Origin of the sequence: Dechloromonas denitrificans (assembly GCF_020510685.1) — a bacterium.
GTDB classification, from domain to species: Bacteria; Pseudomonadota; Gammaproteobacteria; order Burkholderiales; family Rhodocyclaceae; genus Azonexus; species Azonexus denitrificans_A.
Map to the genome: position 1 here is coordinate 1,852,633 of NZ_CP075185.1, position 18,797 is coordinate 1,871,429.

The 18,797-nt window shown below is 62.0% G+C and carries 18 protein-coding genes; 4 read left to right on the forward strand and 14 right to left on the reverse strand.

Annotated elements, in window-relative coordinates; translation table 11 throughout:
- Positions 1-106: 106 nt before the first annotated feature.
- On the reverse strand, positions 107-703 hold the full coding sequence (locus KI611_RS08965) for an O-methyltransferase (RefSeq protein ID WP_226419474.1): 597 nt from the start codon (positions 701-703) through the stop codon (positions 107-109).
- Positions 704-800: 97 nt separating this feature from the next.
- Between KI611_RS08965 and KI611_RS08970 the strand changes: the two genes are divergently transcribed.
- The 3 genes from KI611_RS08970 (at position 801) to KI611_RS08980 (ending at position 3,214) form a co-directional block, all read left to right on the forward strand.
- The gene (locus KI611_RS08970) at positions 801-1,718 is read left to right on the forward strand and encodes a LysR family transcriptional regulator (RefSeq protein ID WP_226419475.1); all 918 of its coding nucleotides are present in this window, start codon (positions 801-803) and stop codon (positions 1,716-1,718) included.
- A 104-nt stretch (positions 1,719-1,822) separates the two neighbouring features.
- On the forward strand, positions 1,823-2,095 hold the full coding sequence (locus KI611_RS08975; protein ID WP_226419476.1) for a hypothetical protein: 273 nt from the start codon (positions 1,823-1,825) through the stop codon (positions 2,093-2,095).
- Between the two features lie 21 nt (positions 2,096-2,116).
- The gene (locus KI611_RS08980) at positions 2,117-3,214 is read left to right on the forward strand and encodes an NADH:flavin oxidoreductase/NADH oxidase (protein ID WP_226419477.1); all 1,098 of its coding nucleotides are present in this window, start codon (positions 2,117-2,119) and stop codon (positions 3,212-3,214) included.
- Between the two features lie 61 nt (positions 3,215-3,275).
- Here KI611_RS08980 and KI611_RS08985 read toward each other — a convergent pair whose 3' ends face one another.
- The 6 genes from KI611_RS08985 to KI611_RS09010 form a co-directional block, all read right to left on the reverse strand.
- The gene (locus tag KI611_RS08985; RefSeq protein ID WP_226419478.1) at positions 3,276-4,604 is read right to left on the reverse strand and encodes a sigma-54-dependent transcriptional regulator; all 1,329 of its coding nucleotides are present in this window, start codon (positions 4,602-4,604) and stop codon (positions 3,276-3,278) included.
- Complete coding sequence (locus KI611_RS08990) at positions 4,597-4,959, reverse strand: 5-carboxymethyl-2-hydroxymuconate Delta-isomerase (protein ID WP_226419479.1); 363 nt, start codon at positions 4,957-4,959, stop codon at positions 4,597-4,599. The genes KI611_RS08985 and KI611_RS08990 overlap by 8 nt, the downstream gene beginning before the upstream one ends.
- Positions 4,940-6,754 (reverse strand): sensor histidine kinase, encoded by a 1,815-nt coding sequence (locus KI611_RS08995; RefSeq protein WP_226419480.1) that lies wholly within the window; start codon positions 6,752-6,754, stop codon positions 4,940-4,942. Before KI611_RS08995 ends, KI611_RS08990 begins: the two co-directional genes overlap by 20 nt.
- A 61-nt stretch (positions 6,755-6,815) precedes the next feature.
- Positions 6,816-7,607 carry an ABC transporter ATP-binding protein gene (locus tag KI611_RS09000; protein WP_226419481.1) on the reverse strand — a complete coding sequence of 264 codons (792 nt, stop codon included), beginning with the start codon at positions 7,605-7,607 and terminating at the stop codon, positions 6,816-6,818.
- A 1-nt stretch (position 7,608) separates the two neighbouring features.
- The gene (locus KI611_RS09005) at positions 7,609-8,421 is read right to left on the reverse strand and encodes an ABC transporter permease (RefSeq protein ID WP_226419482.1); all 813 of its coding nucleotides are present in this window, start codon (positions 8,419-8,421) and stop codon (positions 7,609-7,611) included.
- A 7-nt stretch (positions 8,422-8,428) separates the two neighbouring features.
- The gene (locus KI611_RS09010) at positions 8,429-9,409 is read right to left on the reverse strand and encodes an ABC transporter substrate-binding protein (RefSeq protein ID WP_226419483.1); all 981 of its coding nucleotides are present in this window, start codon (positions 9,407-9,409) and stop codon (positions 8,429-8,431) included.
- Positions 9,410-9,700: 291 nt separating this feature from the next.
- On the opposite strand from KI611_RS09010, the gene KI611_RS09015 reads away from it, so the two are divergent.
- Complete coding sequence (locus tag KI611_RS09015) at positions 9,701-12,787, forward strand: hybrid sensor histidine kinase/response regulator (RefSeq protein ID WP_226419484.1); 3,087 nt, start codon at positions 9,701-9,703, stop codon at positions 12,785-12,787.
- An 85-nt stretch (positions 12,788-12,872) separates the two neighbouring features.
- Here KI611_RS09015 and KI611_RS09020 read toward each other — a convergent pair whose 3' ends face one another.
- Genes KI611_RS09020 through nosD form a run of 7 tightly spaced genes read right to left on the reverse strand, consistent with a single transcriptional unit; the run spans position 12,873 to position 18,794 of the window.
- Positions 12,873-13,367, reverse strand: a complete 495-nt coding sequence (locus KI611_RS09020; RefSeq protein WP_226419485.1) for a TlpA family protein disulfide reductase — start codon at positions 13,365-13,367, stop codon at positions 12,873-12,875.
- On the reverse strand, positions 13,364-14,191 hold the full coding sequence (locus KI611_RS09025) for an ABC transporter permease (protein WP_226419486.1): 828 nt from the start codon (positions 14,189-14,191) through the stop codon (positions 13,364-13,366). The genes KI611_RS09020 and KI611_RS09025 overlap by 4 nt, the downstream gene beginning before the upstream one ends.
- Positions 14,192-14,680: a hypothetical protein gene (locus tag KI611_RS09030; protein WP_226419487.1), complete on the reverse strand. Its 489-nt coding sequence runs from the start codon at positions 14,678-14,680 to the stop codon at positions 14,192-14,194.
- A 2-nt stretch (positions 14,681-14,682) separates the two neighbouring features.
- Entirely contained in the window at positions 14,683-15,540 is an 858-nt protein-coding gene (locus KI611_RS09035; RefSeq protein ID WP_226419488.1) for an ABC transporter ATP-binding protein, read from the reverse strand.
- A gap of 52 nt (positions 15,541-15,592) precedes the next feature.
- Positions 15,593-16,576 (reverse strand): NapH/MauN family ferredoxin-type protein, encoded by a 984-nt coding sequence (locus tag KI611_RS09040; RefSeq protein WP_226419489.1) that lies wholly within the window; start codon positions 16,574-16,576, stop codon positions 15,593-15,595.
- Positions 16,573-17,433 carry a 4Fe-4S dicluster domain-containing protein gene (locus KI611_RS09045; protein WP_226419490.1) on the reverse strand — a complete coding sequence of 287 codons (861 nt, stop codon included), beginning with the start codon at positions 17,431-17,433 and terminating at the stop codon, positions 16,573-16,575. The genes KI611_RS09040 and KI611_RS09045 overlap by 4 nt, the downstream gene beginning before the upstream one ends.
- The gene (nosD, locus tag KI611_RS09050) at positions 17,430-18,794 is read right to left on the reverse strand and encodes a nitrous oxide reductase family maturation protein NosD (protein WP_226419491.1); all 1,365 of its coding nucleotides are present in this window, start codon (positions 18,792-18,794) and stop codon (positions 17,430-17,432) included. Before nosD ends, KI611_RS09045 begins: the two co-directional genes overlap by 4 nt.
- Positions 18,795-18,797 lie beyond the last annotated feature (3 nt).

The window sequence follows — 18,797 nt, forward strand, 5'->3', positions numbered from 1 at the left end:
GAAGAACTCATCCTGATCGGACCAGGATTGATCGGATGAGTTTCATCAAGCAATGCGGCGTATTTGAAGGACGGCCGGTGGGCGAGACGATCCGCTGGTGCTCGGTTTATCCGGAGCTCCTCTGAAGGGTTGCAAGAAACTCACCGTTGCCAACCGGCACGGTGCAGGTGGTGAAGTCAGCGTCGCCTTTTACCTGCTCCATGAAGGATGTCATTTCGGTCGCATGAGAAATGGCGTTATCGACCACAAGCAAACCGCCAGCGCGCAGAATCCGCTTTAGGTCGGCCAGCCATGCTGGATATTCGGCGCGTTCCGAGTCCAGAAATACGATGTCGAAGCTGGATTCGGATGCGGTTCGCAGAAACTCCCCCGCCTCTCCGCGAATCTGGGTGATGGCATGAGCGATGCCGGAGCGCTCGAAACTCTTGGCGGCCAGTTGCAGTTTGAAATCTGAAAATTCGACGGTAGTCACGCTCCCGCCAACCGCAAGCGCTGCCTCGGCAAGCCATAAGGTGGAATAACCGTTGGAGGTTCCGATTTCAAGCACCCGCCGGGCATCGCTTGCCCGGACCAGGACCGAAAGGAATTCTCCGGTGTCGTGCGTAATGTTGAGCATCCGGCGAGGGCGCTCGGCAATGACGGCATCGTTGCTGGCGCCGTATTCTTCCAATTCATGCAGCAAGGCTTCAAGCGTTTCGGTCATATCGGGTTTCTCCGCAAAAAATGTTGAGGTTCCATTTTGTTAAGCGGTGCGGTATAAAACAAATGCCAATTTAGCCACCAATCCATCTCATATCGGCATGCCTAGCTTCAAGCAAATCCAGTATTTCGTGACCGTCGCCGACTTCGGTGGCTTCACCCAAGCGGCTGCGACGCTGTTCATTGCTCAATCCGCACTGAGCAGGCAGATTTCACAACTGGAGGAAGAGCTCGGCTTTATCCTGTTTGAGCGGGAGCCGAGAGGCGTGCGACTGACCCCCGCTGGCGCAGCCTACCGGGACCGGGTCAGCTCCATCCCGATTACGCTGGCTGCAGCCGCCGAGGAAGGTCTACAATTGGCCCGCGGGGAGGCCGGTGTGCTGAGATTGCTTCACTCCAGCACAATTCCAGCCGCTAGCCTGATGCCGGCGTTCACGCATTTCATGGCTGTTTGCTCGAAGGCTCGAATCAACCTGGACCGGGCATCTTCCGAGCAGCAGGTTTCTTTGGTTGCCAATGGCAACGCCGATGTCGGCGTTATCCGGTTACCCGTGTTGCGGCGGGATTCGCGGGTTCGTTTTATCGAACTGCCGGCCGAGCGCTTGTGGTTGGCTCTGCCTGATGAGCATCCGCTGGCGCAGCAGGAAAGCGCCACCGTCGCCAGCTTGCAGCAGGAGTTGTTCGTGTCGGCGGTCTACCATGAGCGGGGCGGTTTGGCACGGGTGGTAACCGACCTCTGCTTGAAACGCGGGTTTGTTCCCAATAAGGCCCGGATAGTCTCGCCGAAGACTTCGATGTTGAATCTCGTCGCCGCCAAACTGGGGATTGCCATTGTTCCTGAACGAATGACGACACTCGGGGGCCAGGGAGTCACCTACATACCGCTAGAGGATGAAGATGCAAAATCCTCCTGCGCCTTGCTACTTCCGCTCCAGCCGACCTTGCTGGCTCAGGCATTTGCCGACATCATGATGCCGGACGGCAGTCTCCCGCTACCGCCTTGGGCGGCTGAGCACTGACGGCGGGGCGTTAATGACGCTTACGTCGTAGCGGTTGCCGGCCAGTTGCCGAAGTCAGACATAGACGCGCTATAGTTCCTGCTCAACTTACAAGGCTTTTCCCGATGTTCTATCTCGCCTCCCTCGTCCCTAGTCACGGCAGCCCCGAGAAATACACTTACGGGACAGTTCAAACCGATACCGATGGTTACGCGAGCGCCGAAGATCTGCTCCACGACATCATCAGCGAAGGCAACCGCGTTTTTGAGCTCGGTGTCGATGAACTGCCCGGCCAAGTCGAAGACATCCGCGCATGCCTTGCCTGCAATCCCGGGCGAGTGTTCATGAGCCTGCTGTTCGATGAGCCCGATTACTTCTGCATCGTTGAGCTGCCCTAACCGCTTCAAGAGGTCAATTTCATGTCCGCATTGTTTTCCAGCTTCAAACTCAAAGACGTTACCCTGCGCAATCGCATCGCCATTCCGCCGATGTGCCAGTACAGCGCCGTAGATGGCCTGACGAATGATTGGCACGCAGTTCATTACGCCAGTCTGGCCCGAGGTGGCGCGGGCCTGGTTATCGTCGAGGCTACCGGGGTCGCCCCGGAAGGTCGCATAACGCCGGCGTGCCTGGGTCTGTGGAACGACGAACAGGCGGCCGGGCTCGCTAAAATTGCGGCAGCAATCAAGGCCGGTGGTGCGGTGCCGGGGATTCAAATCGGTCACGCCGGCCGCAAGGCCAGCGCCAACCGTCCTTGGGAAGGCGATGACCACATTGCCGAAGACGACCCGCGTGCCTGGGCGACGCTTTCACCGTCAGCTGTCGCGTTCGGGGCGAATCTGCCGAAAGTCCCCAAGGAGATGACGCTCGATGACATCGCTCGAATTCGTGATGATTTCGTGGCGGCGGCATGCCGCGCCCGCGATGCCGGGTTTGAATGGCTGGAGCTTCATTTCGCCCATGGCTATCTGGCGCAGAGCTTCTTCTCGGTCCATGCCAATCAGCGCACCGACCAGTACGGTGGCGACTTCGCGGGGCGCAGCCGCTTCCTTCTCGAAACCCTGTCCGCGGTTCGCGAGGTTTGGCCAGAGCACTTGCCACTGACCGCCCGCTTTGGGGTGATCGAATATGACGGCCGGGATGCGGAAACGCTGGCCGAGTCGATCGAACTGGCAATCGCGTTCCGTAAAGCCGGCTTGGACATGCTCAATGTCAGCGTCGGCTTCTCGACGCTGAAAGCCAAGGTGCCCTGGGGGCCTGCTTTCCTCGCGCCAATTGCCGAGAAAGTGCGCAGTGCAGCGGGGCTGCCCGTTGCTTCCTCCTGGTGTATCGACGTGCCGGCCATCGCCGACCGCGTCGTTGCCGACCAGCAGATGGATTTGGTCATGATTGGCCGCGCTCACCTGGCAAATCCGCACTGGTCGTATCACGCGGCGCTGGCGCTCAAAGAAGAGAAACCTTCCTGGGTATTGCCGGCACCTTATGCGCACTGGTTGGAGCGTTATAGCCCAAGCTGATTTTGAGTGCTCGTCGCCGGTGCGAACCGGTGGTGAGCCGGAAAGAGATTTCGCGCTTTAGTCAGGCGCGAAACCGCTCGGCGACGATGCCGTGCTTGGTCAGCTTGTCGTACAGCGTCTTTTTCGGGGTCTGCAGCAGTTCGGCGGTCTGGGCGACGTTGCCGGCGCAGCTTTTGAGCGCGTTCTCGATGCTGCGTTTTTCCGCCGCATCGACCTGCTCGGCCAGCGACAGGCCGGTGCCCGCCGGCGCGGCGCTGCTCGTCAGCGCGTCGGGCAGGCCGAGCGCCCAGCGGTCGGCGACGTTTTTCAGTTCGCGGACGTTGCCGGGCCAGTCGTGTGCCGTCCAGCGGGCGAGGTCGGCCGGCGTCCAGGTGGCGGGCGGGCGCTGGTAGCGCAGGGCGGCTTCCTGGAGAAACAGGGCGATCAGCAGCGGAATGTCGTCGCGCCGTTCGCGCAGTGGCGGCAGGTCGATACTGACGACGTTGAGCCGGTAATAGAGATCGGCGCGGAACTGGCCGGCCGCCGAAGCGGCCTTGAGATCGGTCTTGCTGGCGGCAACCAGGCGGCAATCGACGGGCGTCGTCGTGTTGCTGCCCAGGCGCTCGACGCTGCGTTCCTGCAGCACACGCAGCAGCTTGACCTGCAGGTTGAGTGGCATCGATTCGATTTCGTCGAGAAACAGCGTGCCGCCATTGGCGTGTTCGATGCGCCCGATGCGCCGCTTGCCGGCACCGGTGAAGGCACCGGCTTCGTGGCCGAACAGCTCGCTTTCAAAGACCGTTTCCGGCAGCGCGCCGCAGTTGATGGCGACGAACGGGCCGCGTCGGCCGCTCGCTTCGTGGATGGCGCGGGCGATGACTTCCTTGCCGCTGCCGGTTTCGCCATTGATCAGGATATCGACGCCGGTCGGCGCCAGCGTGGCGACCAGGCGGCGGATGTGCTGGATGGCCGGCGACTGGCCGACGATCTGGTTGATGCCGTGGCCGAGGCGTTCCTTGAGCTGGCGGTTTTCGACAATTAGCGCCCGCTTTTCCAGCGCGCTGCGCACGGCGGCGACCAGCCGTTCGGAGGGGAAGGGCTTTTCGATGAAGTCGTGGGCGCCTTCGCGCATCGCCTCGACGGCCATCGCCACGTCGCCATGGCCGGTGATCAGCAGCACCGGCAGTTCGCGGTCGTACTGGCGCAGTTCGCGCAGCAAGGTCAGGCCGTCGCGGCCGGGCAGGCGGACATCGCTGACGACCAGTGCCGGGCTGGCGCTGGCCAGCGCGGCGAGCATGCTTTCGCCGTCGGCAAAGCCGCGCACCGGGATGTCGGCGATCGACAGCGCCTGTTCGCAGCCTTTGCGCACCGCCGCATCGTCCTCGACGAGAAAAACCGGGAAGTCAGCCATTGATCACGGCCTTGGCGTAGCTGGCCCGGTCGAGTTCGGTGGTTTCGACGCTGAGCTGGATTTCCGCCCGGTTGTGCCGGTCGATGGTGGCGCTCAGCGCGGCCAGGACGGCATCGGCCAGTTCCTTGCGTTCCTCGTCACTGCGCCCGGAGAGCAGCGCGATGCGGACGTGGGCGAAGCCGCGCGGGGTCGGGCTGATGCCGACTAGGAAGGTTTCCAGCGCAATGGCCCGGCTCTTGATGTCCGGCTCGCTGAACAGCCCGGAATCGAACATCGCCGTGTTGAGCGCGAGCAGCGCGCGCATCGGGTTGAAATTGCTCAGGTTGCGGCTGTATTCAAGCGTCAGATGGGGCATCGGGTTCTCCTGCGGCAGGCAACGTCAGCACGAAAACGGCACCGCCGTCGGGCGCATTGTGGGCGCTTAGCGTGCCGCCGTAACTTTCGACGATGGTCAGTGAAATGGCCAAGCCGAGACCGAGGCCTTCGCCGGCCGGCTTGGTGGTGTAGAAAGGTTCGAACAGGTGGTCGCGGACTTCGTCGGGCAGGCCGGGGCCATGGTCGCGGACGGCGATGGCGACCCGGTCGCCCATCCCATGGGCATCGATTTCCAGCAAAGGTTCAGCCTGCCCGGCCATCGCATCCAGCCCGTTGCGCAGCAGGTTGACCAGCACCTGTTCGAGGCGGCCGGCCTCGGCGATCAGTTGCAGGTTTCTGGCCACCGGGGCGACGGCGATGCGGGCGGCCGTTTCGCGCCGGCGCGGTTCGACGATTATCAGGGCGTGCTCGATGGCGCTGGCCACGGTAACCGCCTGCGGGGTCGGCGCTTCCTTGCGGGCGAAGGTCTTCAACTGGCGGACGATGCGCCCGGTGCGGTCGACCAGGTCGCTGATCATCTGCAGGTTTTCTCCGACCTCTTCGTAACGGCCGCGCGCCAGCAGGGCGCTGGCGTTGTCGGCAAAGGTTTGCAGGGCGGCCAGCGGCTGGTTCAGCTCGTGGCTGATGCCGGCCGACATCTGGCCGAGCGTCGCCAGCTTGCCGGCCTGCACGGCGGCATCGCGGGTTTCGCGCAGGATCGCCTTGGTGCTTTCCAGCGCGGCGATCTGTTCAGTCAGGTCGGCGGTGCGTTCGGCGATGCGCGCTTCGAGTTCGTCATAGACCCGGCGCAATTCCTCGCGGCGGCGGGCGCGGTGGCGGAAGTGGGCGGCCAGGCCAAGGCCGAAGGCGGCGGCAAAGGCGACGGCGGTGGCGGCGCCGAGCGCGGCGGCGCGGGCTTCGCCGGGGTCGCCGAGCTGGACGACTTGCCAGCCCTGGCCGCCAACCGCCCGGGCGTGGATCAGCCGGTCGCGCGCCGCTTCGCCGGGCAGGGCGAGGTGGAGCAGGGCGGATGGCGTGGTCGGGATGCTGCGGTTGGCGAGCGGGGCGAAATTCTGGCTGCCGTACTGGCGCGTTTCGGTGAGCCGGGCAATGGCCGCCGGGCTGAGCGGCGCCAGCGTGTGGTAGCGCAGCTTGTGGTCGGAGGAGAGGAAAACCACGCCGTCGGCGTCGGCCAGCAACAGGGTGTCGCCCGCCCCGATCAAGGCCTGTTCCATCGCCTCCAGGCCGACCTTGACGACGATGACGCCAAGCGCCTTGCCGTGCTCGCGCACCGGGGCGGCAAGGAAATAGCCGGATTCGCCGGTGGTGAATCCGACGCCGTAGAAACGGCCGAGGCCATTGTTCAGCGCATCGCGAAAATACGGGCGGAAGGCGTAGTTGTGGCCGACGAAGCTGCGCGGCAGGCGCCAGTTGCTGGCGGCCAGCGTGTTGCCCTGAGCGTCGATCAGGAAGGTGACGGCGACCGCCGCGCCTTGCTGCACGGCTTCGAGATAGGCATTGGCGGCAGCGCTGCGCTGCGGGTTATCCGGTTCGCGCAGCACGGCCGCCAGCGAGGGATCGAGGGCCAGCAGGCCGGGCAGCGACTCGTGCCGGGAGAGGGTGGCTTCGAGCGACAGCGCGAAGGCATCGAGACGCTGCGCCGCGCTGTGTCGCTCGTTGTCGAGATAGATGCCGAACAGCGCGCGGTAGCTCAGCCAGCCGAGCAGCAGGCAAAAGCATGCCGCTGCGCCGATCTGCAGTGCCGGGTGGCGTTTGCGGAAGGGGCGCAGGGGCATCAAGCGGCGGCGGTCGGCTTGCCAGCGGTCATGGCAGTTCCTTGATCAGAATGGGGGGATTCTAATCGACTGCCGCCAGCTTCATTTCGTCGCTGGCATGGCGCGCCTGTTCTTCCATGACCAGCCGGCCAAGCTCGCGCTTCAGATCATTGAAGGCGGCCGACGACGGGTCGCGCGGCCGCGGCATGTCGACCACCTGGTCGCGCTTCACCGTCCCCGGGCGATAGGTCATCACGACGATGCGATCGGCCAGATAGATCGACTCTTCAATCGAGTGGGTGACGAACAGGATGGTCTTGCCGAGCTTGTTCCAGATGCGCAGCAATTCATCCTGCAGGTTGCGCCGGGTCAGCGCATCGAGGGCGCCGAACGGCTCGTCCATCAGCATGATCGGCGAGTCGAGTGCCAATACGCGGGCGATGGCGACGCGCTGGCGCATGCCGCCGGACAGATCCTTCGGGAAGCGGTCGCGGAAGTCGTTGAGGTGCAGTAGCTCGAGCAGCTGATTGACGGTGAGGTCGATCTCGGCCTTCTCCTTCTTCTGCACTTCCAGGCCGAAGGCGATGTTCTGGCCGACGGTCATCCACGGGAACAGCGCGTATTCCTGGAAAACCATGCCGCGATCCGGGCCGGGGCCGCTGATCTTCTTGCCTTCGACGGTGATCTCGCCGGCCGAGGGCAGGGCGAAACCGGCCACGGCGTTGAGCAGCGTCGACTTGCCGCAGCCCGAGGGGCCGAGCAGGCAGACGAATTCGCCGGCCTTGATTTCGAGATTGATGTCCTTGAGCGCGACGACATCCTTGCCCGGCGTCTTGAAGACTTTCTGGACGTTGTTGACGATGATTTGGGCCATGTTAGTGCTCCAGGCCGCGGTGCCAGCGCAGCAGATGGTTATTGAGGCGGCTGACCGCGGTGTCGATGAGCAGGCCGAGCAGGCCGATGGTGATCATGCCGGCGATGATCTTGTCCGACCACATGAACTCGCGCGCTTCGAGGATGCGGAAGCCGAGGCCGTCATTGACCGCGATCATCTCGGAAACGATCACGACGATGAAGGCGGTACCGATGCCGATCCGCACGCCGGCCAGGATGTAGGGCGTCGCGGCAGGCAGGATGACGCGGGTGAACATCGTCCATTGATTGACGCCGAGGTTGCGCGCCGCCCGCAGGTAGATGCCGTCCACCTGCCGGACGCCGGCGATGGTGTTCATCAGCACCGGGAAGAAGGCGCCGATGGCGATCAGGAAGAAGGACGGCGGATTGCCCAGACCGAACCAGAGGATCGCCAGCGGAATGTAGGCGATCGGCGGAATCGGACGCAGGATCTGCATCAGCGGGTTGAACAGGTCGTAGGTGCGCGGGCTGGCGCCCATCAGCAGGCCGAGCGGCAGGGCCAGGCCGGCGCCGATGATGAAACCGGCAATGACGCGGAACAGGCTGGAATAGGCGTCATGCAGCATCTCGCCGGAGAACAGCCAGGCCAGATAGCTCTGGCCGGCTTCCTGCGGTTGCAGCGGCAGCAGGTAGGCCCACCATTTGATGGCGACCGCGGTCGGCGAGGGCAGCAGCACTTCCGAAAACAGGCCGAAGCGCGAGCCGGCTTCCCAAAGGATGATCAGGATTGCCGGCACCAGCGCACCGTGGGCGAAGTCTTTCAGTTTTTGCATGACGTCCTCACTTCACCTTCAGCTCGGCCTTGGCCTTCTGCAGCAGGTCGAGCTTGACCCACTCGGCGGCCTTCGGCGGCTTGGCCATGCGGCCGACGCCATACTTCTGCATGAAGTCGGTGGTCGTGTCGATGTGCTCGAGGCTGACGTCGTAGGTGTAGTCGGCGTTATCCATCGCATCGCGGAAATCCTGCGAGGAGATCTGGCCCTTGAACATCGAGTCGCGGACGTACTTCTCGGCCAGGGCGGTATCGGTATTGAACAGCGCCGTGGTTTCGACGAAGCACTTCATCAGGCGCTGGGCGACGTCCTTCTTCTCGGTGTACATCTTCTCGGTCATCACCAGCAGGCGGACCGGCTCGCCCATCTTGGTGGTGTAGGGCTTCATGATCTCGACGCCGAACTTCTTGTTCAGGGCCTGCGAGGATTGCGGTTCGGACTGGCACATCGCGTCGATCTGCTTGGCGGCCAGCGCCTGGTTGAGGTCGGCGAAGGCGAGGAAGACGATCTGCACGTCCTTGCCCGGCTTGTCGGACCAGGAGAGGCCGGCCTTTTCCAGTTCCGCGTAGAGCAGCAGTTCGTGGGCGCCGCCGCGGGTGACGCCGACCTTCTTGCCCTTCATGTCGGCCAGCGACTTGATGCCGCTATCGACGCCGGCGACGATGCGTGCGCCACCCTTGGCAAAGCCGGCCACAGTGTAGATCGGCACGCCGTTGGCGCGGCCGGAAATCGCGCCGTCGGAAGCCAGCGCGGCGATGTCGATCTCGCCGGCGACGATGGCCGGCATGATGTCCGGCCCCTTCGGGAACATCCGTTCCTCGACCTTCAGGTTGTACTTGCCACAGGCCTCCTTCATGTAGGAGACGGCGCCGTAGTGGGCGAACTTCAGGTTGCCCAGACGGACGACATCGGGGGCCTGGGCCTGGGCGGCGAGCGGGGCGGTGATGCCAAAGGCAGCGAGCAGGGCAAGACGGATCGACTTGTTCATGGATATCTCCTCCAGTATTTTCGTGGGCCGCGAGTGCGGATTGCCGAAATACGTTCGCAGGAGACGTGCCAGGCCGCTTTTCAGGCATACCAGCCGATTTGGCGGGGGGGGCGGGGCGCGTTTGTGCGGATTGCCGGAATTTTCGGTTTGCCTGGTGCGGATTACCGCACAAGGCAAAATAAAAAACGAATGATTACGCGTTGTGGGTTGTCCAATGAGCAATTGTCAGGAATTTGTCTTATGGCAACGTGATAAATTTCCGGCATAGGATATTTCAGGAGGACGACTGAAATGAGCCACAACATCAGCTTCAGCAGGTTTTCCCTGAACTCGCTGAAGACGCGCATCACGTTGCTGACGCTGATTATTTTTCTGTTGAGCATCTGGTCTCTGGCACTTCATTCCGGTGTGCTATTACGCAAGGACATGCAATCCCTCCTGGGCGATCAACAGTTCTCCACTGTTTCATTGGTTGCCACGGAAATCAACGACGAGCTCGACAGGCGATTGCATGCCCTCGAAGATGTATCGACCAGGATAAATCCGGATTCGCCGGCTAACGTCGCGGCGGCGCAGTCGAAACTCGAAACTCTGCCGGTTTTCCAAGAGCTGTTCAACGGAGGCACCTTCGTTACCGATCCCACCGGTAAAGTGGTTGCCGCCGTATCGAAATCGGTCGAACGACGCAATATCAGTTACCTCGAGCGCGACTATGTGGCCACTCCGCTCAAGGAGGGCAAGGCGACAATAGGCCAGCCGGTGATCGGCAAAACACTGGGGCGGCCGATCATCGGCATCGGCGTGCCGATTCGGGCGGCCGGCAGCAAGGTGATCGGTGCCCTGGTCGGGGTGATCGATCTCAGTCGCCCGAACTTCCTGGACCGGGCCGAAAGAGCGAAATTCGGGCGTTCTGCCAACTATCTGATTGTCGCGCCGCGCCACCGCTTGATCGTTGCGGCTTCCGACAAAAAACGCGTGATGGAGGTTCTTCCCGTACCCACGGAAAATTCGGTAATCGATCGGTTTTTTCATGGACACGAAGGCTCCGAAGTCCTCGTCAACTCGCTCGGGGTCGAGATCCTGGCTTCAGTCAAGGGAATCCCAACGGCCGACTGGTACGCCGCCGTGACCTTGCCAACAACCGCCGCTTTCGCGCCGATCATCGCGCTGCAGCAGCGTATCTTTCTTGCCACGCTTTTTCTGACCTTGCTGGCTGGCGGGCTGACCTGGTGGGTGCTGGGGCGCCAGCTCGCGCCGCTCCTGGCGACGGCGAAGGCCCTGGCCGAGTTGTCGGACAGCGATCAGCCGCTGCACCCGCTGCCCGCAACCCGGCAGGATGAAGTCAATCAAGTGGTCGGCGGTTTCAATCGCCTGGTGGCCGAACTTGAGCGGCGGCGTCAAGCGTTGAAGGAAAGCGAGGAGCTCTATCGAACCGCCTTCCAGACCATCCCCGATCCGGTCAGCATCACCGACCTTGCCCAAGGTCAGTACATCGAAGTCAACGACAGCTTCACCCGCGTGTTCGGCTGGTCCCGGGATGAATTCATCGGGCGGACCTCGCGCGAACTGGGGATCTGGCACAACTGGGAACTCCGTTATCCCCTGATCGAGGCAATCCAGACAAACGGCCGCTGTGAAAATATTGAATGCGATTTCAATACCAAGGATGGCAAGGTAATCACCACGCTGGTTTCCGGAACGGTGATCAACCTGGGAGGGAGGCCGTGCATGCTGGCGGTGACGCACGATATTACCGACCTGCGCCTGGCCGACGAGCGGATGTTGCTCGCCGAGCGCTGTGCCAGAGCTGGCGCCTGGGACTGGGATATACAGACGGGAAAGCTTAGCTGGTCAAAAGGATTCTTTGGTCTGTTCGGGCTCGATCCCGCTACCACTCCGGCCAGCTTCGAGGTCTGGCTGGCGGCGCTGCATCCTGAGGACCGGACGGAGGCAGAGCAGCGCCTTACCGCTGCACTCGAAGAGCGCCAACCGTTGTTCAGCGAATACCGGATTGTGCTGCCGGCTGGCGATATTCGCTGGATCTACGCTTACGGCGATGTCGCCTACGATACTTCCGGGAAGCCGTTGCGCATGGCGGGCATTTGTCTTGATGCGACGGAACGCAAGCAATTGGTGCTTGAAAAGGCCGATCTGGAGCGGTTGGTCGCCGAGCGGAAACAAGCCGAGGCCGCGTTGCTCGAGGCGAAGGCCGCCGCCGACACCGCCTCGCAGGCAAAGAGCGCCTTCCTTGCCAATATGAGTCACGAAATTCGGACACCGATGAATGCCATCATCGGGCTGACGCATCTGCTTCGCAAACAGGACTGCGCCCCGGAGCATGCCGACAAGCTGAACAAAATATCGAGCGCCGCCAACCATTTGCTGGGCATCATCAACGACATTCTCGATTTCTCGAAAATCGAAGCGGGCAAGATTCAACTCGAAGAACGTGACGTCGATGTGCGAGCGATCGCCATCAACGTCACATCGATGCTGACCGAAGTGGTTGAGGCCAAGGGCGTTCAATTGCGGACCGAGTTCGGCGAGTTTCCGCATCGCCTGCGTGGCGATCCGACCCGTCTGACCCAGTCATTGCTCAATTTGGCCAGCAATGCCGTGAAGTTTACGTCAGCCGGATCGGTCACCCTGCGCGTCTTGAACATTGCCGAAACCCCTGAATGGGTGACCGTCCGCTTTGAGGTTATTGATACCGGTATCGGCATTTCTTCGGAACTCATCCCGCGGCTGTTTTCGCCTTTCCAGCAGGCCGACCAAGCAATTACGCGCAATTTCGGTGGTACCGGACTCGGCCTGGCGATTACCCGGCGCCTGGCTGAGTTGATGGGCGGCGCGGCAGGGGCCGAAAGTACGCCGGGGGCGGGTAGCACTTTCTGGTTTTCGGCCAGCCTGGCGCGCTGTAACGAAATTCATGTCGAATCTGCACCGGTCACGACCGAGAATGCCGAAGGAATTTTGACTAGGGACTTCAGCGGGCTGCGTCTGTTGCTGGTCGAAGACAATCTGATCAACCAGGAAATCGCCCAGGAGATTCTTGCCGATGTCGGCATCGCCGTCGATGTCGCCGAAGACGGCCAGGTGGCGGTCGAGATGATGGCGCGCGCCGGCCCCGAAACCTACGAGCTGATTCTGATGGATATGCAAATGCCGAGAATGGGCGGGGTGGAAGCAACAATGCAGATTCGCAAGCTGCCGGTGGCGACCGGTATTCCGATCATCGCGATGACCGCCAATGCCTTCAGTGAGGACAGGGATCGCTGTTTGGCGGTGGGAATGAACGACTTCGTTGCCAAGCCGGTCGATCCCGAGCGACTGTACGCGACCTTGCTGAAGTGGTTGCGGCTGCCAAGACTGGTGTAATGGCGGAATTTCCCCGTCGATTGCCGGTGCGTTTCTGTTTCGCCGGATGACGCAGCGCGTTGAATGTCCGGAAAATGCAGCCGGCTTAGTTTTTCAGCAGTTTTTCCGTTACCGCATCGAGATCGGCTTTCTTGATCAGGCCCAGTTTCTTCTCGATGACCTTGCCGTTACGGTCGATGAACAGCGTGAAGGGCAGGCCGCCCTTGGTATTGGCCAGCGCCTGCATCAGCGGGATGCCTTTTTCCTTGGCGACGAAGACCGGATAGTCCATTTCGTAGGCCTTGGCGAATTCCCTGGCCGGTTCGGCCTTGTCCTCGATACCGATGCCGAGGACCTCGATCTTGCCCTTGTGGGCGGCGCGGAACCTGATCAGTTCGGGAATCTCGGCCCGGCAGGGACCGCACCAGCGGGCCCAGAAATTGACGACCAGCGGCTTGCCCCTGTAGCGCTCCAGCGCCACCGGCTTGTCGTCGAGATCATTGAGCGTGGCGGCGAACAGCGGGGCCGAGGAGGGTTGCTCCTGGGCGGCACTCAAGGTCGAAAAAAGGGCAAGAACCAGGGCGGACAGAAGGTTTTTCAAGGCAGATCGCCACGGCGGAAAATGAAGTAGCCGATGGTAGCACTGAGCAGGCCGAGCGCCGCCGGGTAGGCCAGCGCGAAAACCTTGTAGCCGGCCACCCCGAAGAGGTCGAGAATGACGTAGGCGGAGGGGCCGAGGACGATCAGTTGCGGATCGAACAGGGCCAGCGCGGCGGTCCGGAATACCTGCAAAGGGTTGGCCAGGGCCAGCGTGACGGCGAATTCCGGCGAGACCTTGCCCTGGATCATCACGCCGAGCAGGATCAGGTCGAGGAAGAGCAGCAGCACCAGCCAGACCATGAAGGCGGCACCTTGCGCCATGTCGGTGGTGCGGGCGACGGCTGAAATGAGCATGCCGATGCCGAGGAAGCACATCGCCATCACGGCGAGCAGGGCGGTGTAATAGCCGAACATTTCCCAGGGTACTTCGATGCCCTGAATGGTCGCCCAGCCGACGGCACCCAGCATGGCCAGAAAAACCGGGGCGAAGACAACGATGTAGCGGCCGACGATCTTGCCCCAGAACCAGGCGGAGAGCGAGACGGGCAGCGACAGCAGGTATTCGAAGACGCCCGCTTCACGGTCGCCGGCCACCGAACGGACCGTCGTGATCAGGACGAAAATCGGCAGGATGGCCATGGTCAGCTGAATATAGGTGACGAGCAGGCGGGACAGGCCGATGAAGCCAAGGACCCGCGATTCGGTCAGGCCGAAGAGGAAGAGCAGGGCGACGATGCCACCGAAGACCAGGGTGTAGATCTGAAACCAGCGGGCGCGCAGGGATTCGACGATATCGAGTTTGGCAGTCAGCCACAGTTGCTTCATTTATTTGCCTTTGGCCAGCGTGTGCTGGCGCATGTCGGTGAAATCGAGGCTGCCGGGCATCGGAATGGAGACGGCAGCGAAGTTGTAGCCCATCGGCGAGGTCTTGGTAATGAAATGCGCCCGCTTCGGGTCCAGCCAGTTCATTTGTTCCCGGCTCTTGCTGTTGAAGTCGGCCACCCAGATCCGGGTGGCTGGGTCGGCCAGCCACGGGTAGCGGTCGACCTTCTCCTTCAGCCAGAAGGCCAGGCAGCCGGGATCGTCGAATTTGAATACCGTGTTATCCGGCCCGCCACGCACCTGGGCGGCAAACCGGCGGTCGGAGATGACCATGCTGCAACGGACACAGGTGTCGCGGTCCCATTTTATTTCGGCCATGCCTTCCGGCCAGTCGTCCTTTTTGCAGCCGGACAGGGCGGCGGCGAGCGGCGTCAGCAACAGGCCGCCGATGCCGAGCCGGCCGAGAAATTCGCGGCGCTGGCTATCGCACATGATCAGGCCTTGGTTTCGGCCAGCGACAGGTCGCTGACCAGCCCGGTGTACCGGGAAACGATGCCGAGGAAACGCAGTCGGTCCGGCCCGGCGATTTCGCCTTCCCATACCCGGTTGTCGTCGCGGCTGGTGAATTTCCAGCCGTCCAGCGCCTTGGCGAAGGCCGGCTCGAAGCGCTGCAGCACGATACGGCAGTTGAGGACGGCGGTCAGCGAAACCGCATCGGTGACCTTGTCGTCGAGCACCACCTTGCCGGTATCCATTTCGATCACCCGATTGACCAGGGACGATACTTCGTCGAGACGGTGGCTGGAGATGATCATCGTGGCATCGTCGAGGCGTTCGGCCAGCAGGTCGAAGAAAATCTTGCGCGCTTCGGGATCGAGATTGGCGGCCGGCTCATCCATCACCAGCACGGTAGCGTCGCGACCGAGGGCGATGGCGATCAGCAGCTTCTGTTTCATGCCGCCGGACAGACGCACGAATTGCCGGGAGAGAATGCTGTCGAGATCCAGCCCGAGCCGTTTGGCGATCTGGTGGATGTGCTGCGGGTCGGTGCCGCACAGCGCGGCGGAGAACTCGATCAGCTGGCCGACCGGCATTTTCAGTGGCGGCGGCAGCTGCGGCACGAAACCGATATTGCCGAGCACCTCGGTGCGGTTGCTGCGCGGGTCGAGGCCGTTGATGCTGACGCTGCCTTCGAAGGTGTATTCGCCGAGCAGGCAGCGGATCAGGGTGGTCTTGCCGGCGCCGTTCGAGCCGATCAGCGCGACGCGCTCGCCGAGGCCGATATTGAGGTTGATGCCGTCGAGCACGCGAGCCCGGCGGAAATTCTTGGCAACATTGGTGAACTGGATCATGGCTTCAATTATAGGGAGGCTGCTGCGTTCGACTTTGAATTTTGATCAAAAATCAGAGCAGCTTTTGTAGGCCCTTGACCTCGAAGGTCAGCGAACCGGTTGGGCAGGCGTCGACGCAGAGTCCGCAACGGGTACAGTCCGGCCCGATGGGAACTTCGAGATCGACGGCCCGTCCCTTGATGACGGTATCCAGCACGTGCGGCACCAGACAGACTTTGCGGCAATCGCCCTCGTGGAAGCAGCCGTCGAGCTTGTACTTGATGCGGACCGGCGAAATGATGCCAACCACGCCGTAGGTCAGGCCGATAGGGCAGGCGTAGCGGCACCAGGCGCGGCGCGAGAAAAAGACCTCGAAAAAGAGCAGGGCCAGTACCCAGAGCAGGGCCAGGCCGGGACCATAGACCAGGGCGCGGGAGACAATGCCGGTCGGCGAAATGGCTTCATAGACGGTGTACCCGGTGCCCAGGGCGAGCAGCGCAAAGATGACCCAGAACACGGTGCGCAAGCGGCGGTCCATGGTCTGGTCGGTGACCAGCTTCTTCTTGGCGAGGAAAAGGTGCAGCTTTTCAGCCCATTCGGCCAGCAGATGGTAGGGGCAAACCCAGGAGCAGAAGGTGCGGCCGCCGAGCAGTCCCCACAACAGCAATACCGTGCCGGTCCCGATGATCAGATTGTTGATGATGTGCTTGTGGGCCAGCATGACCTGCAGGGCCGAGTTGAGGTCGATCAGGTGGAAGCCGACAAAACGGGAAGCGGTCAGCGCACCTTCGAGAATCTGGATATCGAGGGAAAACGACAGGGTGAACAGCAGGTTGGCAGCGATCAACGTGATCCAGCGGCGATTGCGCCACTTGGTCGATTTGACTTCGTGCGCCCGCATGTGGCTCTTGGTGGCCTGCAAGTCCTGCTTGTTGGTCATCCGCTTCATGATGTGCACTTGCTGTGCCCGCTCGGTGATTTTCTCCGGCTTCCGCGGTTCCCAGCCGAACATGATTTTGATCTGTTCGGTAAATCGGCGCTTCAGAACGTCGCTCATATTTTCCAGACCTCGCCGGCTTCAATGGTGATGCAGGCCGGCTCGACCGGGCAGATCATTTCGCATACGCCACAGCCGACACAGGGTTCATGGACGACGGGCGATTTGTGCTGGCTGCCATTCGGCGCCATCACGGTTTCGATCGAAATGGCCCCCTTGATCGGGCAGGCCCGCACACAGAGGTCGCATTCGGGAACGTCGTAGGGGTGCTCGCTGACCCTGATCGGCTTCCAGCGATCGACATCCATATAGCGCAGTTCGCCGGTGAAATCGGCACCCCGGGCCTGGCCTTTGAAACCCTTGCCCTGAGTGGCCAGGCAGGCTTCCGGCCGACTCAGGCGGGCCACGCCAATCCGCTCGGTCATGTTCAGCGTCGGCTCGGCATCCTTTTCCTTGGCCAGCAGGATCGGCTTGGCCTTGAGCGCGGCACCGGCCCGCACTGCCAGGAAATCCGGCTTGTGATAGGTCAGCGAGCCGGTCGGGCAGGCGAGAATGCACTGCACCGCATCGCAGGAAAAATCGCAGGCCTGGCGGCGGGGATCGATATAGGGCGTGCCGACGCCCATGCCGTCGACCAGGTCGGCCAGCTTGATGGCCGATACGGGGCAGACCTGGACGCACTGACCACATTTGATGCAACTGCCGAGAAAATCTTTTTCGTCGAGCGCGCCGGGTGGCCGCAGGCGCTTCTTCTTCGCATAGATCAGCGGCAGGAAACCGGAGAGTGCGGCGCCCAGGACGCCGCCGGTGAGCAGCGCGGTGCGCAGGAAACGGCGGCGGTTGGTCTGCCGTTTGGCTTTGGAAAGCGGGGGCGTCGGTCCGGCGACCGGCCCGTCGTCCTTCTCGTTCTCGCTCATGATTGCGCTACCCTCACAGGTTTGACGAAGCGTGGTTTTTCATCACGCAGAATCAGGTCGGGGGCCGAGAACGGGGCCAGGCGTTCGAGAAAGTCGAGCAGTTCCATGACCGGCGAACTACGGAAAAAGCGGGCGACCGGCATTTCCACCCAGATCTGGTCGGTGTAGGAATACAGGCCGTGGGTCTGATCGCCGAAGCCGTCGCCGTCACGGTCGAAACCCTGGTAATCGTCCCAGTAGTTGCCTTGCCAGAAGTTCTTCGGATTATTGTTGTTGTCGCCGCGGCCGCCGTAGGTGACCTGCGTGAGATTGCCCTCGAAGACGTTGTCGACCATGTTGTTGCCGCCGGTCTCGCTGTTGAACAGGATGCCGATGCCGTTGTAGGCCAGACGGTTGTTGCGGATCTCGATCGTGGCATCGGGCTGGAAGGGCGAGAGGTCGGAGCCGATGCCGACGCCGCAATAAATGATCTCGTTGTTTTCGATGATCGTTCCCGAGGCTTCCTTGAAGCCGATGCCCATGCCGGTGGCGCCGGTGGCGTGGGAGATCACGTTGTCGCGGACGACGCCGCCCTCGGTGTACATGAAATAGACACCGACCGCGTTGTCGTAGAACTGATTGCGCTCGACGACGTTGTCGTTGGCGAACATGAAGTGAATGGAGTAGCGGCTGCGCCGGCCGAGGTTCTCGCGAAAGACGTTGCGATGCGAATACCAGGCGACCATGTCGCGCGAATCGATGATCTGGTTCTTTTCGACCACGTTGTCGTTGCTGTACCAGAGGCGCAGGCCGTCGCCGCGCACGCCGAGTTCGAAAGCCTTGGAGCGGATCTCGTTGCCGCGAATCAGATTGTGATTCGACTGTTTGAAATCGAGGCCGAACAGGCAGTTGTCGGCCTTGATATTCTCGATCACGTTGTTGTTGCCGCGCACGTCGAGACAGGAGTCGTCGGTGTCGTGCGAGTCGCCGGAACCGGTCAGGTGCAGTCCGCGCAGCACGGTGTTGCTGGCATTGAGGATCATTACCGTGCCCTTGTCGCCGGAATCGATGGTGACCTGCCCATTGCCTTCGATGGTCAGCGGCTTGTCGATGACCACCGGTCCGGCATAGATGCCCGGTGGCGGCTTGAGTACCGAGCCCTCGGGGGCCTGGTCGACCAGCTCCTGGAACGGCTTCAGGCCATGCACCCGCTTGTCGCGCTCATGCAGCATGAAAGTCTGCTTCGGGCGGTCGATGCCGACCCGTGGCGCGGTGCTCAGGTCGGCATTGGAGCCGCGTTCCTGCTGCGTGTTGCCGGAGGAAAAGGCAAGGATCAGTGCCGTCGCCAGACCGACCTTGCCGAGTTTGCTCAGTGTACGCATGGC